This is a genomic window from Mycolicibacterium chengduense, from assembly GCF_033741155.1.
Classification (GTDB): domain Bacteria; phylum Actinomycetota; class Actinomycetes; order Mycobacteriales; family Mycobacteriaceae; genus Mycobacterium.
In genome coordinates this window covers 476,238-494,324 of the sequence record NZ_JAWQNH010000001.1, presented here as the reverse complement: position 1 = coordinate 494,324, position 18,087 = coordinate 476,238, and the positions used below count along the sequence as shown (strand labels likewise).

The 18,087-nt window shown below is 66.2% G+C and carries 20 protein-coding genes, 4 tRNA genes and 1 pseudogene; 15 read left to right on the top strand and 10 right to left on the bottom strand.

The features are described from left to right. Window positions 1-21: 21 nt before the first annotated feature. Both dusB and SBI67_RS02480 read right to left on the bottom strand, forming a co-directional pair. Window positions 22-1,155, bottom strand: coding sequence for a tRNA dihydrouridine synthase DusB (gene dusB / locus SBI67_RS02485; protein ID WP_318979551.1), 1,134 nt, complete (start codon window positions 1,153-1,155; stop codon window positions 22-24). Window positions 1,156-1,196: 41 nt separating this feature from the next. Then, entirely contained in the window at window positions 1,197-2,207 is a 1,011-nt protein-coding gene (locus tag SBI67_RS02480; protein WP_266046726.1) for an acyl-ACP desaturase, read from the bottom strand. 210 nt (window positions 2,208-2,417) lie between these two features. Here SBI67_RS02480 and SBI67_RS02475 point away from each other — a divergent pair, with 210 nt between their 5' ends. Continuing rightward, on the top strand, window positions 2,418-2,885 hold the full coding sequence (locus SBI67_RS02475) for a hypothetical protein (protein WP_266046725.1): 468 nt from the start codon (window positions 2,418-2,420) through the stop codon (window positions 2,883-2,885). Here SBI67_RS02475 and SBI67_RS02470 read toward each other — a convergent pair. Continuing rightward, complete coding sequence (locus tag SBI67_RS02470) at window positions 2,866-3,501, bottom strand: TetR/AcrR family transcriptional regulator (protein WP_266046724.1); 636 nt, start codon at window positions 3,499-3,501, stop codon at window positions 2,866-2,868. The two genes, SBI67_RS02475 and SBI67_RS02470, sit on opposite strands and share 20 nt — an antisense overlap. 64 nt (window positions 3,502-3,565) lie before the next feature. Here SBI67_RS02470 and SBI67_RS02465 point away from each other — a divergent pair, with 64 nt between their 5' ends. The 3 genes from SBI67_RS02465 (at window position 3,566) to SBI67_RS02455 (ending at window position 6,198) form a co-directional block, all read left to right on the top strand. Beyond that, the gene (locus tag SBI67_RS02465; RefSeq protein ID WP_318979550.1) at window positions 3,566-4,561 is read left to right on the top strand and encodes an oxygenase MpaB family protein; all 996 of its coding nucleotides are present in this window, start codon (window positions 3,566-3,568) and stop codon (window positions 4,559-4,561) included. Window positions 4,562-4,607: 46 nt separating this feature from the next. Beyond that, on the top strand, window positions 4,608-5,756 hold the full coding sequence (locus SBI67_RS02460; protein ID WP_318979033.1) for a serine/threonine-protein kinase: 1,149 nt from the start codon (window positions 4,608-4,610) through the stop codon (window positions 5,754-5,756). A gap of 79 nt (window positions 5,757-5,835) precedes the next feature. Continuing rightward, a complete protein-coding gene (locus SBI67_RS02455) occupies window positions 5,836-6,198 on the top strand; it encodes a group I truncated hemoglobin (RefSeq protein WP_318979032.1) in 363 nt (120 codons plus the stop codon). Window positions 6,199-6,215: 17 nt separating this feature from the next. Here the strand turns inward: SBI67_RS02455 and SBI67_RS02450 are convergent. Next, window positions 6,216-6,291: transfer RNA gene (locus SBI67_RS02450), tRNA-Lys, on the bottom strand. A gap of 158 nt (window positions 6,292-6,449) precedes the next feature. Here SBI67_RS02450 and SBI67_RS02445 point away from each other — a divergent pair. From SBI67_RS02445 to SBI67_RS02435, 3 genes are all read left to right on the top strand, one after another. Beyond that, window positions 6,450-6,522 (top strand) — tRNA-Glu (locus tag SBI67_RS02445). Between the two features lie 37 nt (window positions 6,523-6,559). Beyond that, window positions 6,560-6,633, top strand: a tRNA-Asp gene (locus tag SBI67_RS02440). A 47-nt stretch (window positions 6,634-6,680) separates the two neighbouring features. Continuing rightward, window positions 6,681-6,754: transfer RNA gene (locus SBI67_RS02435), tRNA-Phe, on the top strand. 44 nt (window positions 6,755-6,798) lie between these two features. Here the strand turns inward: SBI67_RS02435 and SBI67_RS02430 are convergent. Both SBI67_RS02430 and SBI67_RS02425 read right to left on the bottom strand, forming a co-directional pair. Beyond that, window positions 6,799-7,395 (bottom strand): annotated as a pseudogene (locus SBI67_RS02430) (tyrosine-type recombinase/integrase); the annotation flags it as partial. Between the two features lie 270 nt (window positions 7,396-7,665). After that, entirely contained in the window at window positions 7,666-8,619 is a 954-nt protein-coding gene (locus SBI67_RS02425) for a hypothetical protein (RefSeq protein WP_318979031.1), read from the bottom strand. Window positions 8,620-9,074: 455 nt separating this feature from the next. On the opposite strand from SBI67_RS02425, the gene SBI67_RS02420 reads away from it, so the two are divergent. Further along, window positions 9,075-9,344 carry a hypothetical protein gene (locus SBI67_RS02420; RefSeq protein WP_318979030.1) on the top strand — a complete coding sequence of 90 codons (270 nt, stop codon included), beginning with the start codon at window positions 9,075-9,077 and terminating at the stop codon, window positions 9,342-9,344. Next, window positions 9,341-9,709 (top strand): hypothetical protein, encoded by a 369-nt coding sequence (locus SBI67_RS02415; RefSeq protein WP_318979029.1) that lies wholly within the window; start codon window positions 9,341-9,343, stop codon window positions 9,707-9,709. Before SBI67_RS02420 ends, SBI67_RS02415 begins: the two co-directional genes overlap by 4 nt. Window positions 9,710-9,729: 20 nt before the next feature. Here the strand turns inward: SBI67_RS02415 and SBI67_RS02410 are convergent, their stop codons facing one another. The 3 genes from SBI67_RS02410 to SBI67_RS29190 all read right to left on the bottom strand — a co-directional run bounded on the left by SBI67_RS02410 (window position 9,730) and on the right by SBI67_RS29190 (window position 11,205). Beyond that, a complete protein-coding gene (locus SBI67_RS02410) occupies window positions 9,730-10,245 on the bottom strand; it encodes a hypothetical protein (protein WP_318979028.1) in 516 nt (171 codons plus the stop codon). A 385-nt stretch (window positions 10,246-10,630) separates the two neighbouring features. After that, window positions 10,631-10,924 (bottom strand): hypothetical protein, encoded by a 294-nt coding sequence (locus SBI67_RS02405; protein WP_318979027.1) that lies wholly within the window; start codon window positions 10,922-10,924, stop codon window positions 10,631-10,633. 155 nt (window positions 10,925-11,079) lie between these two features. Further along, window positions 11,080-11,205 carry a DUF8548 family protein gene (locus tag SBI67_RS29190; RefSeq protein ID WP_489685544.1) on the bottom strand — a complete coding sequence of 42 codons (126 nt, stop codon included), beginning with the start codon at window positions 11,203-11,205 and terminating at the stop codon, window positions 11,080-11,082. Window positions 11,206-11,344: 139 nt separating this feature from the next. Between SBI67_RS29190 and SBI67_RS02400 the strand changes: the two genes are divergently transcribed. Further along, window positions 11,345-11,764 carry an acyl-CoA thioesterase gene (locus tag SBI67_RS02400; protein WP_318979026.1) on the top strand — a complete coding sequence of 140 codons (420 nt, stop codon included), beginning with the start codon at window positions 11,345-11,347 and terminating at the stop codon, window positions 11,762-11,764. A 107-nt stretch (window positions 11,765-11,871) separates the two neighbouring features. Here SBI67_RS02400 and SBI67_RS02395 read toward each other — a convergent pair whose 3' ends face one another. Next, a complete protein-coding gene (locus SBI67_RS02395; protein WP_318979025.1) occupies window positions 11,872-12,645 on the bottom strand; it encodes a GntR family transcriptional regulator in 774 nt (257 codons plus the stop codon). 164 nt (window positions 12,646-12,809) lie between these two features. On the opposite strand from SBI67_RS02395, the gene SBI67_RS02390 reads away from it, so the two are divergent. The 5 genes from SBI67_RS02390 to SBI67_RS02370 are packed head-to-tail and all read left to right on the top strand — an operon-like array spanning window position 12,810 to window position 18,087. Beyond that, window positions 12,810-13,601 carry an inositol monophosphatase family protein gene (locus tag SBI67_RS02390; protein WP_318979024.1) on the top strand — a complete coding sequence of 264 codons (792 nt, stop codon included), beginning with the start codon at window positions 12,810-12,812 and terminating at the stop codon, window positions 13,599-13,601. Further along, window positions 13,598-13,876: a hypothetical protein gene (locus tag SBI67_RS02385; protein ID WP_266048180.1), complete on the top strand. Its 279-nt coding sequence runs from the start codon at window positions 13,598-13,600 to the stop codon at window positions 13,874-13,876. Before SBI67_RS02390 ends, SBI67_RS02385 begins: the two co-directional genes overlap by 4 nt. A gap of 1 nt (window position 13,877) precedes the next feature. After that, window positions 13,878-15,434 (top strand): sodium:solute symporter family protein, encoded by a 1,557-nt coding sequence (locus tag SBI67_RS02380; protein ID WP_318979023.1) that lies wholly within the window; start codon window positions 13,878-13,880, stop codon window positions 15,432-15,434. Continuing rightward, on the top strand, window positions 15,431-16,678 hold the full coding sequence (locus tag SBI67_RS02375) for a M20 family metallo-hydrolase (RefSeq protein ID WP_318979022.1): 1,248 nt from the start codon (window positions 15,431-15,433) through the stop codon (window positions 16,676-16,678). Before SBI67_RS02380 ends, SBI67_RS02375 begins: the two co-directional genes overlap by 4 nt. Further along, window positions 16,675-18,087: an amidase gene (locus tag SBI67_RS02370; protein WP_318979021.1), complete on the top strand. Its 1,413-nt coding sequence runs from the start codon at window positions 16,675-16,677 to the stop codon at window positions 18,085-18,087. Before SBI67_RS02375 ends, SBI67_RS02370 begins: the two co-directional genes overlap by 4 nt.

The following is an 18,087-nucleotide window of genomic DNA, read 5'->3' as shown; positions in this document are numbered from 1 at the left end:
CAACTATCCAGCGGGTTCGGGTCAGCCACCGGAGTGCATCACATCGGCCCCTTCGGGCACGGTGACATCGTCCGGATCGTCGAGCCAGCCTTCGGGCAGTGTCACCGACGACGGCGACCCCTGCCGGCCGCGCGGACCGGCGGCGTGCGGCGGGAACGGTACGTCGGCGTCGAGCTGACGCAGCAGGCCGTCGAGCTCGTCGAGGGTCTTCACCAGGGCCAGCGCCCGGCGGGTGTCGGCGCCGGCCGGGAATCCGTGCAGGTACCAGGCGATGTGCTTGCGCATATCGCGCATGCCCTTGTCCTCGCCGAAATGCGCGGCCAGCAGCTCACCGTGCCGGCGCATGATGTCGGCCACCTCGCCGAGCGTGGGTGGGGTCGCGACCGGCCGGCCGGTGAAGGCGGCCGACAGTTCGGCGAACAACCAGGGCCGGCCCAGGCAACCGCGGCCGATGACCACACCGTCGCAGCCGGTCTGCTCCATCATGGCCAGCGCGTCGTCGGCGTTGAAGATGTCCCCGTTGCCCAGCACCGGGATCGATGTGACGTGCTGCTTGAGGGCGGCGATCTGGCTCCAGTCGGCCGCGCCGGAATAGCGCTGGGCCGCGGTGCGGGCGTGCAGGGCCACCGCCGCCACACCCTCCTGTTCGGCGATCCGGCCGGCGTCCAGGTGGGTGTGATGAGCGTCGTCGATCCCGATCCGGAACTTCACCGTGACCGGGATGTCGGTCCCCTCGGTGGCGCGGACCGCGGCCGCGACGATCTTGCCGAACAGCCGACGCTTATAGGGGATGGCCGAGCCGCCGCCGCGCCGGGTCACCTTGGGCACTGGGCAGCCGAAGTTCATGTCGATGTGGTCGGCCATGTCCTCGTCGACGATCATCTTGGCCGCGGCGTAGGTGGTGTCCGGGTCGACGGTGTAGAGCTGCAGCGACCGCGGCGACTCGGTCGGGGCGAACGTGGTCATGTGCAAGGTGACCGGGTGACGCTCGACGAGGGCCCGCGCGGTGACCATCTCGCAGACGTACAGCCCGCTGACGGTTCCGGCCCTGGCCAGCTCCAGCTCGCGGCACAGCGTACGGAAGGCCACGTTGGTGACCCCGGCCATCGGTGCCAGCACGACGGGGCTGTGCAACGCGATCGACCCGATCCGCAGAGCTGCGGATCGGGTCGGAAGCGGTGCAGCGGCGGTCAGCGTCATCCGGCCGCGGAGGAGGTGACCAGGAGGTTCTTCATCGCCTTCTTCTCGGCGACCTTGCGCTCGCGCTCCAGGCGACGCTCCTTGGCGATCTCGAACTTCACGCAGGTCTCCTCGAGCTCCTCGACGTGCTTGCCGATCTCGTCGCGCAGCCGGGCGCCTTCGCCGGTGAAGTCCTCACGCTCGAAGATGCGCCACTTCTTGAGCACCGGCATCACGATGTCGTCGAGGTGGATACGCGGGTCGTAGACGCCGCCGGTGGCGATGACCACGGCCTTGCGGCGGAAGTCCGGAATCGTGTAGCCGGGCATCTTGAAGTTGGTCAGCACCTTGTGCAGCGACTTCATCGCCTGGTTGGGGGCGATGTCCAGGCCGGCGGCCGACACGTCCCGGTAGAAGATCATGTGCAGGTTCTCGTCGGCCGAGATCCGGCCCAGCAGCTGGTCGGCGATGGGCTCGTTGCAGGCCTTGCCGGTGTTGCGGTGGCTGACCCGGGTGGCCAGTTCCTGGAACGTCACGTAGATGACGGAGTCGAAAAGGCTTGCGGCGAACAGCTCGTCACCGCCCTGCTGGTTCTGGCCGGGGGAGAAGCCGCGGGTGACCTGCTCGACGCGCAGTTCTTCGAGTTCGATGGGGTCGATGGCGCGGGTCACCAGCAGGTAATCGCGCAGCGCGATGCCGTGCCGGTTCTCCTCGGCCGTCCAGCGGTTCACCCAGAAGCCCCAGGGGCCGTCCATGGTGAAGTTCATCGCGATCTCGCGGTGATAGGAGGGCAGGTTGTCCTCGGTCAGCAGGTTGGTGACCATCGCGATGCGCGCGACCTCGGAGAGCTTGGACTGCTCGGGATCCCACTCCTGGCCGCCGAGGGCGTAGAAGTTCTTACCGTCCGACCACGGGATGTAGTCGTGCGGGTTCCAGTCCTTGCGCATGGTCAGATGCCGGTTGATCTGCTGTTCGACCACGGGCTCCAACTCGTGCAAGAGCTGAAGATCGGTCAAGTCCTGCGACACGGTCACTCCCAGTTATCTGTACCTATTGGTTGCAGTCAATATATCTGTGGATCCCGGTTACATCAAGTTTGTCGCCGGGCCCGTCATGTAACGGTTGCCACTCATTTTCAGGAACTAAACAGGCTCGGCGGACGGGCTGCGTTCGGTTGCACAGCGCGTTACGATGCCCCGCATACATCAAGACCCTGAGTAATGGGAGTAGGGCCACACGTGAAAAAGCTGATCGTTTTGGGGTCGGGCACCGTCGGTGCGCTGGCAGCCGCTACCGCGTTGTTCGGTACGGGTGTGGCCGCTGCCGATAGTTACGCCGGGCAGACCTACAGCGATGCCAGCTCCGCTGCCGGCGACGCCGGTCAGACGGTCGTCGTGGCCGCCCGGGTCGGGGACAAGCTGGATCAGGGCGACTGCATCGTCACCCGCTCCCAGACCGCCCCGTTCGCCAGCGCGAACGACGGTGCGCACGTGTCCAACACCGTGCAGTTCTATCTGAACTGCAACGGCGGCGTCGCGACCGCCACCAGCCCGGGCGCCTCGGTGGCCAGCCCGGAAGGCCGGGCCGCCAAGGCCGCCGCCGACGAGGCCGCCGCCAAGGCGCTGGCCGAGCAGCAGGCCGCCGAGCAGCAGGCCGCAGACCAGCAGGAGCAGGAGCTGGCCCAGGTCAGCACCCCTGACCAGTAGTCAGCGGGCTCTCCTCCTGTTCCAGGGCCTGGTGTAGCACCAGGTCACTGCAGTAGTCGACGAACTGGTCGCGCGTGGCGCTGAGCCGTCCGTTCAGATAGCCGGTGAACAGCGCCGTCAGTGCGCCCACCAGGCCGGTGGCGATCATTTCCTGGCGGGCGGGATCGCTCACATGGCGCAACCGGCTCTGCAACAGGCCGATGAACGACGGCATCCAGTCGGCGCCCGATGTGGTGAGCACCGGTTCGCGCTCCGGTGCCAGCAGGAGCACCCGTCCGCGCGTGGGATCGTCGACCATCAGGGCGACAAAGCCTTCCACCGCCTCCCGCGGTGTGGTCGCCGACGCCAGCGTGGACATCGCGGTCGTGCAGACCTCGTCGTATACGGCGCGCACGAATTCGTCTCTGTCGCTGAAGCTTTCGTAAAAGTAGCGTTCGGTCAGCGCGGCCATCCGGCATACCGCGCGGACGGTCAGGCCGGGGCCTTCCGGACCGCCGAGCAGGGTGATGCCGGCGGCGATCAATTCGGCGCGCCGCAGTGCCTGGCGATCGGACAGGGGGACGCCCGACCAGCGGCCGCGTCGTTGACCGGATGGCTCCGGGCTCTTAAGCTCCATAGTGACAACGAGTGTAGTCAGAATTCGCTCGACAGCGAGGGGAACAGCGCCCGTGACACAGGACATGTCGCAGTCATGCCCGGCGGCCGAGGAGCAGGTGCCTGCCGCAGGGTGCCCGGTGACGTCCGGCGGGTACGACGCACCGCCGATCCCGCTCGGCCCGGACTCGCTGACCTGGAAGTACTTCGGTCAGTGGACGGGTCTTTTCCAGGGCACCTGGGCGGGCTCCATGCAGAACATGCATCCCCAGCTGGGTGCAGCGGTGCAGCAGCACTCGATCTTCTTCATGGAGCGGATCCCGCGGCTGTTGCGGTCGATCTACCCGATCGGCGGGGTGGTCTTCGACGGTGACCGGGCGCCGCAGACCGGTGCCGAGGTGCGCGACTATCACATCGGGATCAAAGGGGTCGACGAGCAGGGGCGCCGGTACAGCGCGCTCAATCCCGATGTCTTCTACTGGGCACACGCCACCTTCTTCAAGTCCACGCTGCTGGCCGCCGAGAAGTTCGGCGGCGGGCTGACCGAGGCGGACAAGCGTCAGCTGTTCGACGAGCACATCACCTGGTATCGCATGTACGGGATGAGCATGCGTCCGGTGCCCAAGAGCTGGGAGGAGTTCCAGGCGTATTGGGACCACATGTGCCGCGACGTGCTGGAGAACAACTGGGCCGCGCGCGAGGTGATGGATCTGTCGACCATGCCCAAACATCCTTCACTGCAATGGATTCCGGATCGACTGTGGGCGCTGAACCTCAAGGTGATGCAGCGCTTCCTGACGTTCATGACCGTCGCCCTGTACGACCCGCCGGTGCGTGAACTCATGGGCTACACGTGGTCTGCTCGTCAGCAGTGGTGGCACGACCGGCTCTGCGAGGTGATCACCCTGGTGTCCAAGTACGGACCCAAACGCCGGCTGATGCATCCGCGCAAGCGCTCGGCGATGGATCGCGCGACGGGCCGGCTGCCCGCCGACGCGCCGCTGGTGCACACCCCGGCCCGCAACCTGCCGCCGGTCGAATATCGCGACAGCCCGAACTTCTACTGTCCGAACGTCGGCTGACACACCGGGCGGCGGCTCGCCCCGCGCACGGGTTAGCGTTGGGGGCATGCAGGGGCCGGAACTTCTCGGCGGCCGATATGAACTGCGGGGGGTGCTGGGCCGCGGCGGGATGGCGGAGGTGCGCGCGGGCTGGGATGTCAGGCTCGGCCGCGCCGTCGCCATCAAAATGCTCTATCCGCAGCTGAGCGCACAGCCCGACAGCCGCAACCGGTTCGCGGTGGAGGCGCGGGCGGCCGCCGGGCTGAGCCATCCTCACGTCGTCGCGGTACACGATGTCGGCGAGCACCACACGACGCCCTACATCGTCATGGAGCGGTTGCCGGGGCGCACCCTCGCCGACGCACTGCACCACGGCCCGCTCCCCGAGCCGCATGTGCGCGCGGTGCTCGACCAGGTGCTCTCGGCGCTGTCGGCCGCGCACGGCGCCGGTGTGCTGCACCGCGATATCAAACCGGCGAACATTCTGCTCACCGAAGACGGCGCGGCGAAGGTGGCCGACTTCGGCATCGCCAAGAGCGCCGACTCAGCCGACACCGTGACCGGCCAGGTCATCGGCACCGTGGCGTATCTGTCCGCCAACCGGATCGCGGGCCGGCCGGCGACGGTCACCGACGATCTGTACGCCGTCGCGGTGGTGGGGTACGAGGCACTGGCCGGCCGGCGGCCGTTTCCGCAGCAGAACCTCGCCGAGCTGGCCCGCGCCGTGGCCGAGCGCCGGTATCCGCCGTTGGCCACCGTGCGCCCCGACGCCGATCCGGTGCTGGTGGATGTCGTCGAACGCGGGTTGTCCGGCGGCTTCGGCAGCGCGGCGCAGATGCGGGCGGCACTGGCCGGCGGGCCGCCCGTGCGGCCGCCGACGCTGGTGCTGGAGCATCCGCCGCTGCCTGATCCGGCGACGACGGTGCTGCCGCGGCGGCGCCGTCGCCGGCCGGTGCTCGCGGCGATCGGCGCGCTCGTCGTCGTGGTGTTGGTGGTGCTGGCCTCCGTCGTCGATGCCGCGTCGCGCACCGTGGCGCCGCAGCCGGCCGGCACGGCGACCTCCGAGACATCCCCGCCGCCGGTCACCACTTCGGTGACGCCAGCGACCTCGTTGGCGCCCGTCCCCGTTGATCAGCCAGGGCCGCCGCAGGGGCCCGGCAACGGAAACGGCAAGGGAAACGGCAACGGGCACAAGCCCAAACACGGCCAGGGCTGAGCGCGGCTGTGAGGTCCTCGTAGCGTGGCGTGAACGCCGCCGAAATTGCCGGGCAACGGCGCCGCGGTGTGCTTATGCCATGAGTATCTACGAGCAGATCGGCGGCGGTGCCGCCATCGAAGCGGTGGTGGAGGACTTCTACGTTCGCGTGCTCGCCGACGACGAGCTGGCCGGGTTCTTCACGGGCACGAACATGGCCCGGCTCAAGGGCAAGCAGGCGGAGTTCTTCGGGGCCGCCCTCGGCGGCCCGGAGCCCTACACCGGCGCGCCGATGCGGCAGGTCCATCAAGGCCGGGGCATCACCCTGCATCACTTCAATCTCGTCGCCGGGCACCTGTCGGACAGTCTGACCGCGGCCGGGGTGCCCGAGGAGTTGGTGGCCCAGATCATCGGTGCGGTCGCGCCGCTTGCCGACGAGATTGCGACCGCGCGGAGTGCCTGATCGTTCTGTCGTGACTTTGGTGCCCCCACCAGGGCTCGAACCTGGGACCTGCGGATTAAAAGTCCGTAGCTCTACCGACTGAGCTATAGGGGCGTGGAGCAACAGGATACTGCCTGCCGTCGCGGGGCCGCCGCAGGGCCGGGGTGAGCAGCGCGAGGGGACCCCGTTTGGGATTTCTGGCGGCCGTGTCCTAAGCTATCGAAGCTCCCAACGGAACGAAGTTGCGAGTACCCCGGAGGAATTCGGATTAGGCCCCCATCGTCTAGTGGCCTAGGACGCCGCCCTTTCACGGCGGTAGCACGGGTTCGAATCCCGTTGGGGGTACGCAACGACGGCAACGTCGGAGCACGCAGGAAAGCAAGGCCCTGTGGCGCAGTTGGTTAGCGCGCCGCCCTGTCACGGCGGAGGTCGCGGGTTCGAGTCCCGTCAGGGTCGCAGTATTGCGGCGTAAGGCTTGCTCGGTCGAGAGACCGGCGCCTTCCGGCCAGGTAGCTCAGTTGGTACGAGCGTCCGCCTGAAAAGCGGAAGGTCGCCGGTTCGATCCCGGCCCTGGCCACTTCAGAGGCGGTGTTCGCCTTGACACCGTACATAATCCGACGTTTATTCGTCGCTAATGCTGAGTTTCTCGTCGAGGATGTCCGCCACCTCGGTGTGCACGCGACCCCGGTTCATGTACACGTCTTGAGTCATGGATGGCCGTGCGTGCCCCAATTGGTCGGCACCGATCCGGGCAGACAGGCCGGCGTCATCAATCATCGTGGCCACCGACTTGCGGAAGCTATGGCTCGACACATCAGGCAGCCCGAGATCTTCTCGGACCTCGCGCCACTGCTTGCCCATGTTGTCCGGGTCTCGCAGCGTCCCCGCGGACGATGGGAATATCACGCCTGCGGTGTTCGGCCGCTGCCAGCCATCCTTGCGCCTTCGGAGCGCGTCAGCGGCGAACTGGGGGAGCGGCACCGACCGTGACCCGCCGCCCTTTGTGGTGTCCTGCCGTACCAATCCCTGACCCTTCAGCCGGACCACCGACGCCCGCACGGTAAGCACTCGGCCATCGAGGTCAACGTCCTCCCACCGCAGCGCCAGTAGCTCAGACCTCCGCAACCCCGTCGCCGCCAACACGGTGACCGGGTCGCGGAGGTCTTTCTGTTCGCATACCACCGACGGCGCCAGGGCGGTGAGCAGCTTGCGAACCTGATCGACATCGAGGGCCGGCCAGCACTACGAGATCCGCTTGACTCAAGAGACGTCGACCGCATCAAGGGCACCTCTGCGGCCATCTCGTCTGCCGACGCCGGGACTATCAACACGTGGCTCGATGACGCAGCCCGAGGCATACGCCAGTCCTGGCCAGCCGGGTACGAGGTCGGCGCTGGAGCCATTTTTTACATGTCCTCGACCCGACCCCTTGTCAGCCAGGTTGATCTATCTAATGAGCTTTTTCCACCAACATCTCTGGCGCCCCGCTTACGAGTTGGCAGAGACGCCCCACAGCGCCCGATTGAGCCGCTGCCGGAATGTTTTCGGCGCCTCTGGTTCGGGTTCTTCCGGCCAAAAGGAGTTGGGCGCGGTGTGGTGAAACGCGTGGTGGACGTCGTACGCAGTAATCCCGTGGATTCCGTCCGGGTTGTGATCGTCGAGAAAGCGTTTGATGTCGTCGGTTGAGGCTCCCAGGCGAAGCTGATTGGTGATCTCTCGATGAAACAGAAGCGGTATCCCACCAACATGATCGGCTTCTCGTGCGGCCCAGAGCCGCCGATACACGCGAAGTTCTGGCGGCGGCGGGTTGAGGTCGCGGAACCACGAGGTTGCTCCCGGCTCGAATCTCCACGCGGATCGTCGTGATGATCGCGTTGCTCGCCGGCCGACTGCGGTCGCTGAGGCGCGTACGAGCAGTGGGTTTCGGCCGCTACGGGTTCCCAGTGAGGGGCTGGCCAGCGTGGGCCACAAGTGGTACGCGGCAGTCACGTTGTCGCCGGGTTCAAGGCGGTGCGGTCTGCCGGACTCGAAAGGTTCAACTTCGGTGTCCGCGTCGGCGAATGAAGTGGGTACGACTGTGGAGCGTCCCAGTTTGAACCGCTGCGAGCGTCCAAGGTCGAACGAGATGTTTTCGACGGACACGGGGGTGCGACCGATGTTGGTGACCCGCACGAGCCCGTACTCGATGCCGTAGAAGAGCCCGTCATTTCGGCTGCGGATTGCTGCGAAGGTGGGCGTTCGGCGGCCTGGGCCTCGAAGGGTGAGTGTCATCCCGTGGTCGGTGAGGTAGCAGAACGCAATTTCGACCTTTAGGCGTGCTCCCTGCAGCTTGTATAGCGCGAGTTGCCACGCAAAACCGAAGAGGGTTATCAGTGCGCTACACGCGGCAACAACTAGCGCGATGACCGCGAGCGGGTCTGGACCCGTCGGTTCCGGAGTCACGACGATCACCGTAGGTCGGGGCGGGGCGAGCTCCTGCCTCCGCCACACCCATGGGTGATATGTCTGGTGCCTGTTACCTAGGCGGTGACCCGCGGGACCAGGGCAAACTGGTGTGAATGAAAAAATCACCCATCAGCGCGGTAGGCTCGGCTGGCGAGCCTGATAAAGAGCGCCGAGCCTACCGCGCTGATGGCACCACCAGGCGTTTTGTCGTTTAGTCAGCGAATGCTCTCCCACTCCTCCGAAAATTTTTCTCACCTGTGGAAGTCCAGCGCTAGGTCTGGGTGATGCGGATCTCACCCGGTTCAGAAAACAAAAACGCGCGACCTGCGTTTTTGCTAACAGCGGAGTTACGGTTTTCGAAAAACAGGGCACATGAGTACCGTGCGAGACGGTAGTTACGTCTAGAGTTCGGAAGTAGCAGGCGCTCGATCCGTCGGAAGGGAGGCTTCAGCATGACTGCCGCAATCAGTTATGACAGCGAGTCTGAGATCGTCGAAACCGGCGATGCCCCCGAAGTTCGGATTGAAGCCCCGGCGCACACCAAGTTCGTGAAGATCGTCGAGAGCGACGGGACGATCCGGCTAGTGCCATTCGCCCTGCTTGATGCCGCTGAACGAGCAATTCTTGAAGATGCTGCCCTGTACACGCAGACGCGTCGTGGCCTGGCCGCTTTCAGTGCTGGCAAGGGTGTGTCCTCGGACTGGCTGTTCGACGACGAGTGAATCCGCCCGCCGGGGTTGAGTTCAGCCCGGACGTTGACCAGTGGTTCCGCTCGGCTGAGCACGTTCCTGCGCTTCGGGTGAAGTTCAAAAAGGCGAAGAAAGCCGTCCGCTTGATGAGGGACGTTGGTCCTCATCACCCCGGGTTCGAGACCCACGCCATGAAGACTCTGAAGGGTCCAAATGACCTGACTATCTGGAACTCCTATGTGGAGAACCATACGGCTGGTGCGTGGCGGATGTACTGGGTGTGGAAGGGCTCGATCGTCTACATCATTTCAATCGGGCCGCACGACCACACCCCTGGTCAGCAGCTGGTGCTGCCCACGCCATCGGAGCCTGACGAGCCGCCGCCGGCCGCTTCCTAGGTAAGCCTGGCGGAGTGCGGTTATCCCTGATCGAGTACGAACTTCCGCAGCGACTCGGGCCAGCTCCACGCGAAGTCTGGATTGACTTCCCACGCGGTTGCAACCGGTCCGACGGGGCAGCGAGTGTCGATCAGGATTCGGATGCCGTCGGCGCCGACGTTGTACTTCCCAGCGGCTTGTTCGGCGGCCTGCTTCACCCGTGAGCGTAGGTCGTCGGTGAGACCGTCCCACCATTTGGCTACGAGAGCTTCCAAGGGTACGCCGTACCGCATCACCAGCTTGGTGGAGTCATCCCCTTCAAGCACGATCACCGCGCCGCCATGATGCGCCTCGTACCGGACAGGTCTGTCCGTCGTGGGGACGTGCTTCGCGGTCGCCACCAGATCCGGCACGATCACTCGCAGGCCATTTGGGTCACCGCCAGCAAATCCGATCAGATCGTGATAGAGGTGTTCCGTTGCGAAGCCGACCAGGACTCCATCGGTCGTCGCCGCGCCCAAGTGCCGAATGTCGACCAAAGCCGCACTGCCTGTCATAGTGCTGGAGGGTAGTCTCCAGATGCTTATTCGTCGGATATACCGGCGACTCGCCGATAAACGCTGACAAACGATGGGATCGGCAGACATACGAAACGCGCTGCTAATGAGTCGTTTTGGGAAGATCTTGCGGCGTGTTGAGAACCTCCGACCTAAAAGCGGAAGGTCGCCGGTTCGATCCCGGCCCTGGCCACTTCAAGAACCACCCGGTGTCGGGTGGTTTTTTCCGTTTCTGAGGCGGTGCGTGATCGGCTCTTAACTCTCCTGGATTCGTCTGGCGGCGGCACTCCACCTTTGAGTCCGCAGTGATCGCTTGCTTCACCTGAGCCAATCGGTATGGCCGGCGGTTCCTGCTCGGAGTTGCACCATGCGGTCTCGGCGCGTCTCAGTCGATAGGCTCCGCGGCGTTCCACTCCCGAGCCGCCTTACGCAACTCAGCGCGCAGCGCTGCACGGCGCACCTGCGGACGCGAGTGCCAGTGGCACATCCAGCAGCTGCACACATTGGTGCCGGTGAAGACGAACTGCCGATAGCAGCGGCCGATCTGGCCGGTCGACCAGGCGGGATCTAGGTCGGGCAAGTCGCAGTCGCGGCCACCGCAACGGTGGACGACGCGCACCGCAACTTCACGGCGAGCGACGCGGACGCGGTAAGGGGCGTGGGCATCGGTACGGGACACGGCGGTCTCCTCAGACAAGTAGCCCCACCGAGTCCGCAGTTCGCCGCGGGATGGGGCTACGGCATGAGCGGTAGGCCGCCGGCCGAGAACAGCGCGTGCATGAGTAGAGATCGTATGAGCGCGAGGTGACATAAGTCAGCCGAATATCCGACCCGTCACCGTCGCCTCCGCTGGAACCGCCAGATCCCGTGGTCGAGGGCAGCCGCCGACACGTCGAGTTCCCGAGCCGTGGCGGTCACGATCTCGGCGGCGAACTCTGACCCAACGCCGCAGCGCGCCAAAGTGCAGCGCGACGGGGCACCATTCGATAACGCACTCAGCGCCGCTATCGTCGCGACATTCGCCGCCGTGCGACCATCCCAGGATGGTCACGCCTTGTGTTGACCGCTCCGCGATCAACCGACAGAAGTGGACACCACCATGGACGAAGCCCCGACGCTGTCACAGTTTTCCTTGCATGCCTACGACAAGTTGCGTTACGCAGATACCGATCGGCAAGGGCACGTCAACAATTCGGTCTTTTCGACGGCGCTGGAAACCGGTCGCGTCGAACTTCTTTACGCTGCTGACGGCGGCATCGTCGAACCAAACAAATCCTTTGTTATCGCCCGTCTGGAGCTGGACTTTCGCGGGGAGTTGACCTGGCCCGGCGAGGTCGCGATCGGCACGAGCGTTGAATCGGTCGGCCGCAGCTCATTCACGCTGGCGCAAGCCCTGTTTCAACGAGACCGATGCGTAGCCGTCGCCCGTACAGTCATCGTGCAAGTCGACGACGAGACGCGCCGCGCGACACCCCTGAGTGCGGTCGCCGCTACCCACCTGGTGAATCTCCAACCTTGAGGATGACCGCGCTGACCAACACGGCACGGTTGCGTCCAGCGGAATGCCGTATGGGTCGGACTTGATCAGCGGTCCCGGTGTGTCGATCCACGCGTGACTTCCTCGCCTCACATCGCCTGCGCGGTCACCGGCGACTGCGTCCGCACGTGCAGGCGGGTGCGGTCGGCGCGGAACAGGTCGACGGAGTACTCGAAGGCCCGGCCGCGTTGGTCGAAACCCCGGCGTTCCAGCTTCAGCACCGGCGTGCCTGCGGGCCGCCCGAGCAGCTTCCCCTCGGCGCTGGTAACGCTGGCCACCTCGATCGACTCGTCGGCGGCACAGATCTGCAGCCCGAACTGCGTGCGTAAGGTGCGGTAGACCGACGTCATCCCGGTGCGCAATACGCCGGCCAACTCGGGCCGCAGGTACATCTGCTCCAGGGACAGCGTCTCCCCGTCGGCATGCCGCAACCGCAGCAGCGACACCACCGCCTCGCCGTCGGCCATCCCAAGGGCCGAGCTGACCGGCGCCGGCGCCGCCACCAACCCGGCCCGGATCACGGTCGTGCCGTCCCGGAACCCCTGATCGTGCAGGATCTCCGGGATTCCCTTCACGGTGTTCAAGCTGCGCACGATGCCGTGTGACTGGCAGAACGGCCGGGCCGCCTGAGGTGACGCGTCGCGTTGGGTGACGTCGGTCAGGTAGGCGCCGCCGGCGCGCCCCTTCACCCGGCGAATCCGGTGCTCGCGTTCGAGCAGATCCAGTGCCCGGCGCACCGTGGTCCGCGACATTCCCAGGCGCTCGGCCAGCGCGCGCTCGGTCGGCAACCGGTGCTCGCCGCGCTCGGCGAGTTCGTCGGCCAGCCTGCGCAGGGCCTGCTGCGCTTGCTCGTGCACGAGCATGACGTACCCCTTCCTGAGTCAGCCGCGGGGAGACCGTGCTGTCACGCTAACCCGGGCACGTCGTGTCCGCGTGTTCGCGGTGTAAAGATCACCGCCGGATGTGTTACACAACGTTTACAGGTGGCCCGATGAACCAGAAATGGTTCATCCCAAGGGTGTTACGTGTGAGCGACAACCGTGCTGATCGTGTCCGGCTCGCCCTCGAGCTGGCCGAGGTCGCGGGCGAGATCTCCCGCCGCTACTTCGCCACGCCCGACCTGTCGGTCCAGGCCAAGACCGACGGATCGCCGATCACCCGGGCCGACCGGGAGATCGAGCTGGCGATGCGCGAAGCGGTGGCCGGCGCGTTCCCTGCGGACAGTTTCACCGGTGAGGAATACCCGGACACCGAGGGCACTTCGGCGTATCGGTGGATCGTCGACCCGATCGACGGAACCAAATCCTTCATTCGCGGCGTACCGCTGTACGCCAATCTCATCGCCGTCCAGGAGGGCGATGAGATCGTCTTCGGGCTGATCAACCTGCCCAGCGCCGACACCCTGGTGCACGCCGAACGCGGTGGCGGGTGCTGGCGAAACGGTGCGCCGGCCCGGGTTTCGGGTCACGACGCCCTCGACGGCGCCTACGTGATGGCGACCTGGCTGGAGGACTGGGATCCCGAGATCATCGGCGGCCTGCACAGCCAGGGTGCCGTGCTGCGCACCTGGGGCGACGCGTTCGGCTACGCGATGGTGGCCTGCGGCCAAGCCGACGCCGTGGTGGACTACCGAGCACAACCCTACGATCTGGCACCGATGCCGGTCATCATCGAGGAAGCCGGCGGCCGCTTCACCAGTCTGGACAGTCGACGGGTGTTCGACGCGGGCAACGGCATCGCCAGCAACGGTCTCCTCCACGACACGCTGCTGTCCCATGTGGGATCCGAAACCACCCAGCGACAAGGAATTCCATTGTGAAAGATTTCATCCGCGGGCTCAGCCGCCGGTCGATCGTCATCTTCTTCGGCACCCTCTATGCCGTCGCGCTCCTGTTCGCGATCTTTCCGCCGCTCTACTTGTGGGGCAGCGGTAGCAGTTTCGAGATCCTCGGCATCCCGTTCGCGATCATGTACTGGATCATCGACGCCCTCGTGCTCGGACTGACCCTGGCAGCTTTCTACATCGTCGAAGACATTCGCGGCGAACTCGACGACGACTCGTTGGAACCACTCGCAGAGAACCTCGGAGGCTGACATGTTGATCATGCTTGCCATGCTGGCTGTGTTCTACGCCATCGTGATCGCCATTCTCTATGTCACCCAACAAAAGACATCGCCGACCTTCGACGAGTACGCCGTCGGCGGTCGCAGCTACGGACCGTGGTATGTCGCCATGAGCTATGTGAACTCATGGTGGCCGGGGTCGACCTTCATCGCCTTCTTCGGATTGGCCACCGGCGCAGGCGTGTTCGGCCTCTACGGTCTGGCGTACTCCAGCCTGGGCGTGGCGATGATGTACTTCATGGCCACCCGCGCATGGCGCTGGGGTAAGAAGTACGACCTGCGGTCCCAACCCGACCTGCTCGGCAAGCGCTTCGACTCACCCGCGGTGCGCATCGTCGCCAGCGTCATCGGCATCGTGTCCCTGTTCCCCTGGGTGGTGCTGGGGATGCAGGCCCTCGGCACCGTCTTCGAACTCGCCAGTGACGGCGCCTGGTCGGTCACCACCTGCCTGATCGTCGGGCTGGCCGTGATCCTGATCCGGCAGTACTGGACCGTCCGGATGGGGATGCGCGGTCTGATCATGACCGACGCCTTCCAGGGCACCGTGGCCTACGTGTTCTCGGCCCTGGTGTGCGTTGTTCTGCTCTCCGGTATCGCCGGTGGTCCGATCAGCATTGCCAACCTCAACGACGTCGCACACCAGTACCTGGTGCTGCCCGGTGACGGCGACAAGTACGGACCGCTCTACATCTTCGCCCTGATCTTCACCGGCGTCATCGGATCACTGTGCTGGCCGACGAGTTTCCAGCGCATCTACACCGCCTCCAGCGTGCGGTCGGTGAAATCGGGCACCTTGTGCACGGTGCTGATCTCCGGTGTCTTCTACACCTTGCTGATGCTGGTGGGTATCGCCGCGACGGTGATGCCCGACGTCGGCGCGAGCCCGCAGGCCGGCTGGTTCACCATCATGAGCGACTACGGCGGCACGTGGCTGCTCGGCCTCGGTATCACCATCGTCTTCGCGGCCTCCATGGGCCACATCGACGGCAGCGTGCAGGTGTGCGGTCTGCAGATTGCCAACGACCTCGTCAACACGACCAAGCGGCCGCTGTCGGACAAGCGGCTGACCCAGGTCGCCAAGACCTCGATGGTGGTCTTCATGATCGCCGCGGGTGTCGTCGCCTACGCCACGTTCAACATGACCCGGCTGCAGCTGCTGGCCCAGATCTCCTATCAAGGCGTCATCCAGCTGGCGGTGCCGCTGTTCCTGGGCATCTTCTGGCGGGGCGGCAACAAGCAGGGCGCGGTGGCCGGCATGCTCTCGGGCTTCCTGGTCGCGATGGTCATGACCTCGATCTACCCCGACGACGTGCGCTGGCTGGGCAGCCTGACCGGCGGTATCGTCGGCTTGGTGGTCAACCTGGCGGTCTTCCTCGCCGCTGCCGCGCTGATCGGCACCGACGATGCCGACAAGGCCCGGGTCGACGAGATGTTCGAAGCCGCCAAGACCAAGATGCGGGTCGCGGCGCCCAGCGCGCCGGTATCGCTGGAGGATCAGGTGCACGAGCTGGCCGAAGAGACCCGATGACCTCAGGCCTGACCGAATCCGGGTTTCTCGCCGATTTCGCCGCCCTGTCGGCGATCGGCGCGACCGCGGCAGGCGGGGTGGACCGCGAAGCGGCCACCGCCGCCGACGGGCGGGCCCGGGAGTGGTTGCGCGACTGGTTCATCGAGCACGGGCTGGATTGCCGTGTCGACGCCGTCGGCAACATGTACGGCTGCGCCGAGATCGTCGCGGGCGCGCCGTACGTCCTGCTCGGCTCGCATCTCGACAGCCAACCGACCTCCGGTCGTTTCGACGGCGCCTACGGAGTACTGGCAGCGGCCTACGCTGCGGCCGCGGCCGCGAGCCGGCCCGACGGAGCCCGCTTCAACGTCGCGGCGGTGAACTGGTTCAACGAGGAGGGCTCACGCTTCTCGCCGAGCCTGATGGGCAGCGCCGTCTACACCGGCAAGCTGCCCGCCGACGCCGTGCTCGACACCGTCGGAAAGGACGGCGTGACGGTGCGGGAAGCGTTGACAGCCATCGGTTTCCATGGCAGCGATACCCCGCCGCAGGCCGGCGCCTTCGCCGAGATCCACATCGAGCAGGGCCGCACGCTGATCGACCAGGGCCTCGATATCGGGGTGGTGACCGAGAACTGGGCGGCCTACAAGTACGCCATCACCGTGCACGGCGAGCAAGCCCACACCGGCGCAACGCATATGCGTTACCGGCGTGACGCGCTGGTGGGCGCCAGCCAGGTGGTGCTGGCGGTCCGAGCCGTCGCCGACGAGTTCGGCCCCGACACGGTGCTCGGCTCGGTCGGCAGCTTCACCGTCGAACCCAATTCCCCGGTGGTGGTGCCGGCGCGGGTCCGGCTGGCAGCGGATCTGCGCGCCCTGGACGGCGGAACCGTCGAAGCCGCGCACCGGTCTTTCCTGCAACGGGTTTCGGCGATCACCGGGGCCGGCGAGGTCCGTGTCGATATCGAATCGGCGACCCCGCGACCCTCCACCCGCTATCAGGAAGCCGGTATCGCCCTGGCCGGCGGCGTCGCCGACGATCTCGGACTGCGGTGGCGGACGCTTCCGACGATGGCCGGGCACGATTCGGTGAACCTGAAATCGCTGGTGCCGACGGTCATGCTGTTCGTGCCCAGCGTCGACGGCGTGTCACACAACGAGGACGAGTACAGCACCGATGCGCACCTGCTGGCCGGCCTGCGCATGCTGACCGGCACCGCGCGCCAGCTGGTGACCGGAGCTCTCGAGGCGGCCGCACTGTCATGAGCGATTCCATCCTGGACGCCACCGCCGACGCCCTGCGCGGCGAATACCGCAGCGGTGTAACGAGTCCGGTCGAGGTCCTGGAGTTGACGCTGGCGCGTATCGAAGCCCGCAATCCGGCCATCAACGCCATGGCCTACCTGGACATCCCGGGCGCACAGGCCGCGGCGCGGGCCTCTGCGCGACGCTGGGCCGACGGTACGCCGCTGAGCCCGTGGGACGGTGTGCCCGTCACCATCAAGGACAGCGTCAATGCGATCGGGATGCCGTGGCGGCACGGCTGCGCGGCCAACGCGGACCTGCCCGACGCGAGCGTCGACGCCCCGCCGGCTGCCCGGCTCAAAGAGGCCGGTGCCGTCATCCTCGGTAAGACCACCATGCCCGACTTCGGCATGATGGCAGCCGGTGTCAGCTCGTTGTACGGCATCACCCGCAACCCGTGGGACACCTCGCGCAGCACCGGCGGGTCCAGCTCCGGTGCCGGCGCCGCGCTTGCCGCCGGTATCGGGTTCGGCGCCGTCGGTAGTGACATCGCGGGCTCGGTGCGGCTGCCCGCCGGGCACTGCGGTCTGGTGGCGCTCAAACCCACTCAGGGCCGTATCCCGCACACCGCGCCTTCGACCATGCGCTCGGCCGGTCCGATGGGGCGCACCGTCGACGAGGTGATGGACATGTTCGAGGTGCTGAGCCGCCCGGACGCCCGTGACCTGTGGAGCCTGGCCCCCGAGCCGGCACCGGACGCCCAGGAAGCCCTGTCGCCCAAAGGTCTTCGCATCGGGGTACTCACCGAGCTGGGTGCCGGCTTCGGCGCCGACGATCAGGTGCTGTCGGTGGTCCACGATGCGGCCGCGGTGTTGCGCGACGCCGGCGCGCAGGTATCGGCGATGTCACCGGTGTTCTACGATGACCCCTACCCGGCCCTGGACCGGCTCTTCCAGGTGCGCGCTACAACCGAGCTGGAGTCGATCCGGGCCGATCTGCAGCCCCTGGTGCATCAGACGATCCGGCAGTGGTGCGCCCCCGGCGCCGAATACCGCGCAACCGACTTCACCCGCGACGGTGAGGCGGTCGCCCGCTCGGCCGAGCGGATGCGGGTCGCCTGCGCGTCGTTCGACTACGTCATCGCACCGGTCCTACCGGTGGTGGGATTCGCGGCCGAGGATTGCGGCCTGGATCCAGCATATCCGCTGGCGCACTGCGGTTTCACCGCGTGGTTCAACCAGACCGCGCAACCGGCCAGCGCGCTGTGCTTCGGGATGAGCGCCGGGATGCCGGTCGGTATCCAGGTGATCGGGCCGCGCTTTGCCGACCGCGAGGTGTTGCGGCTGACGAAATGGCTTGAGCAGCGCCGTCCCGTCACCATCGTCTGGCCTGCGCCCGCGGCGGCCGTTTTCACCGGAGGAGGTAACTGA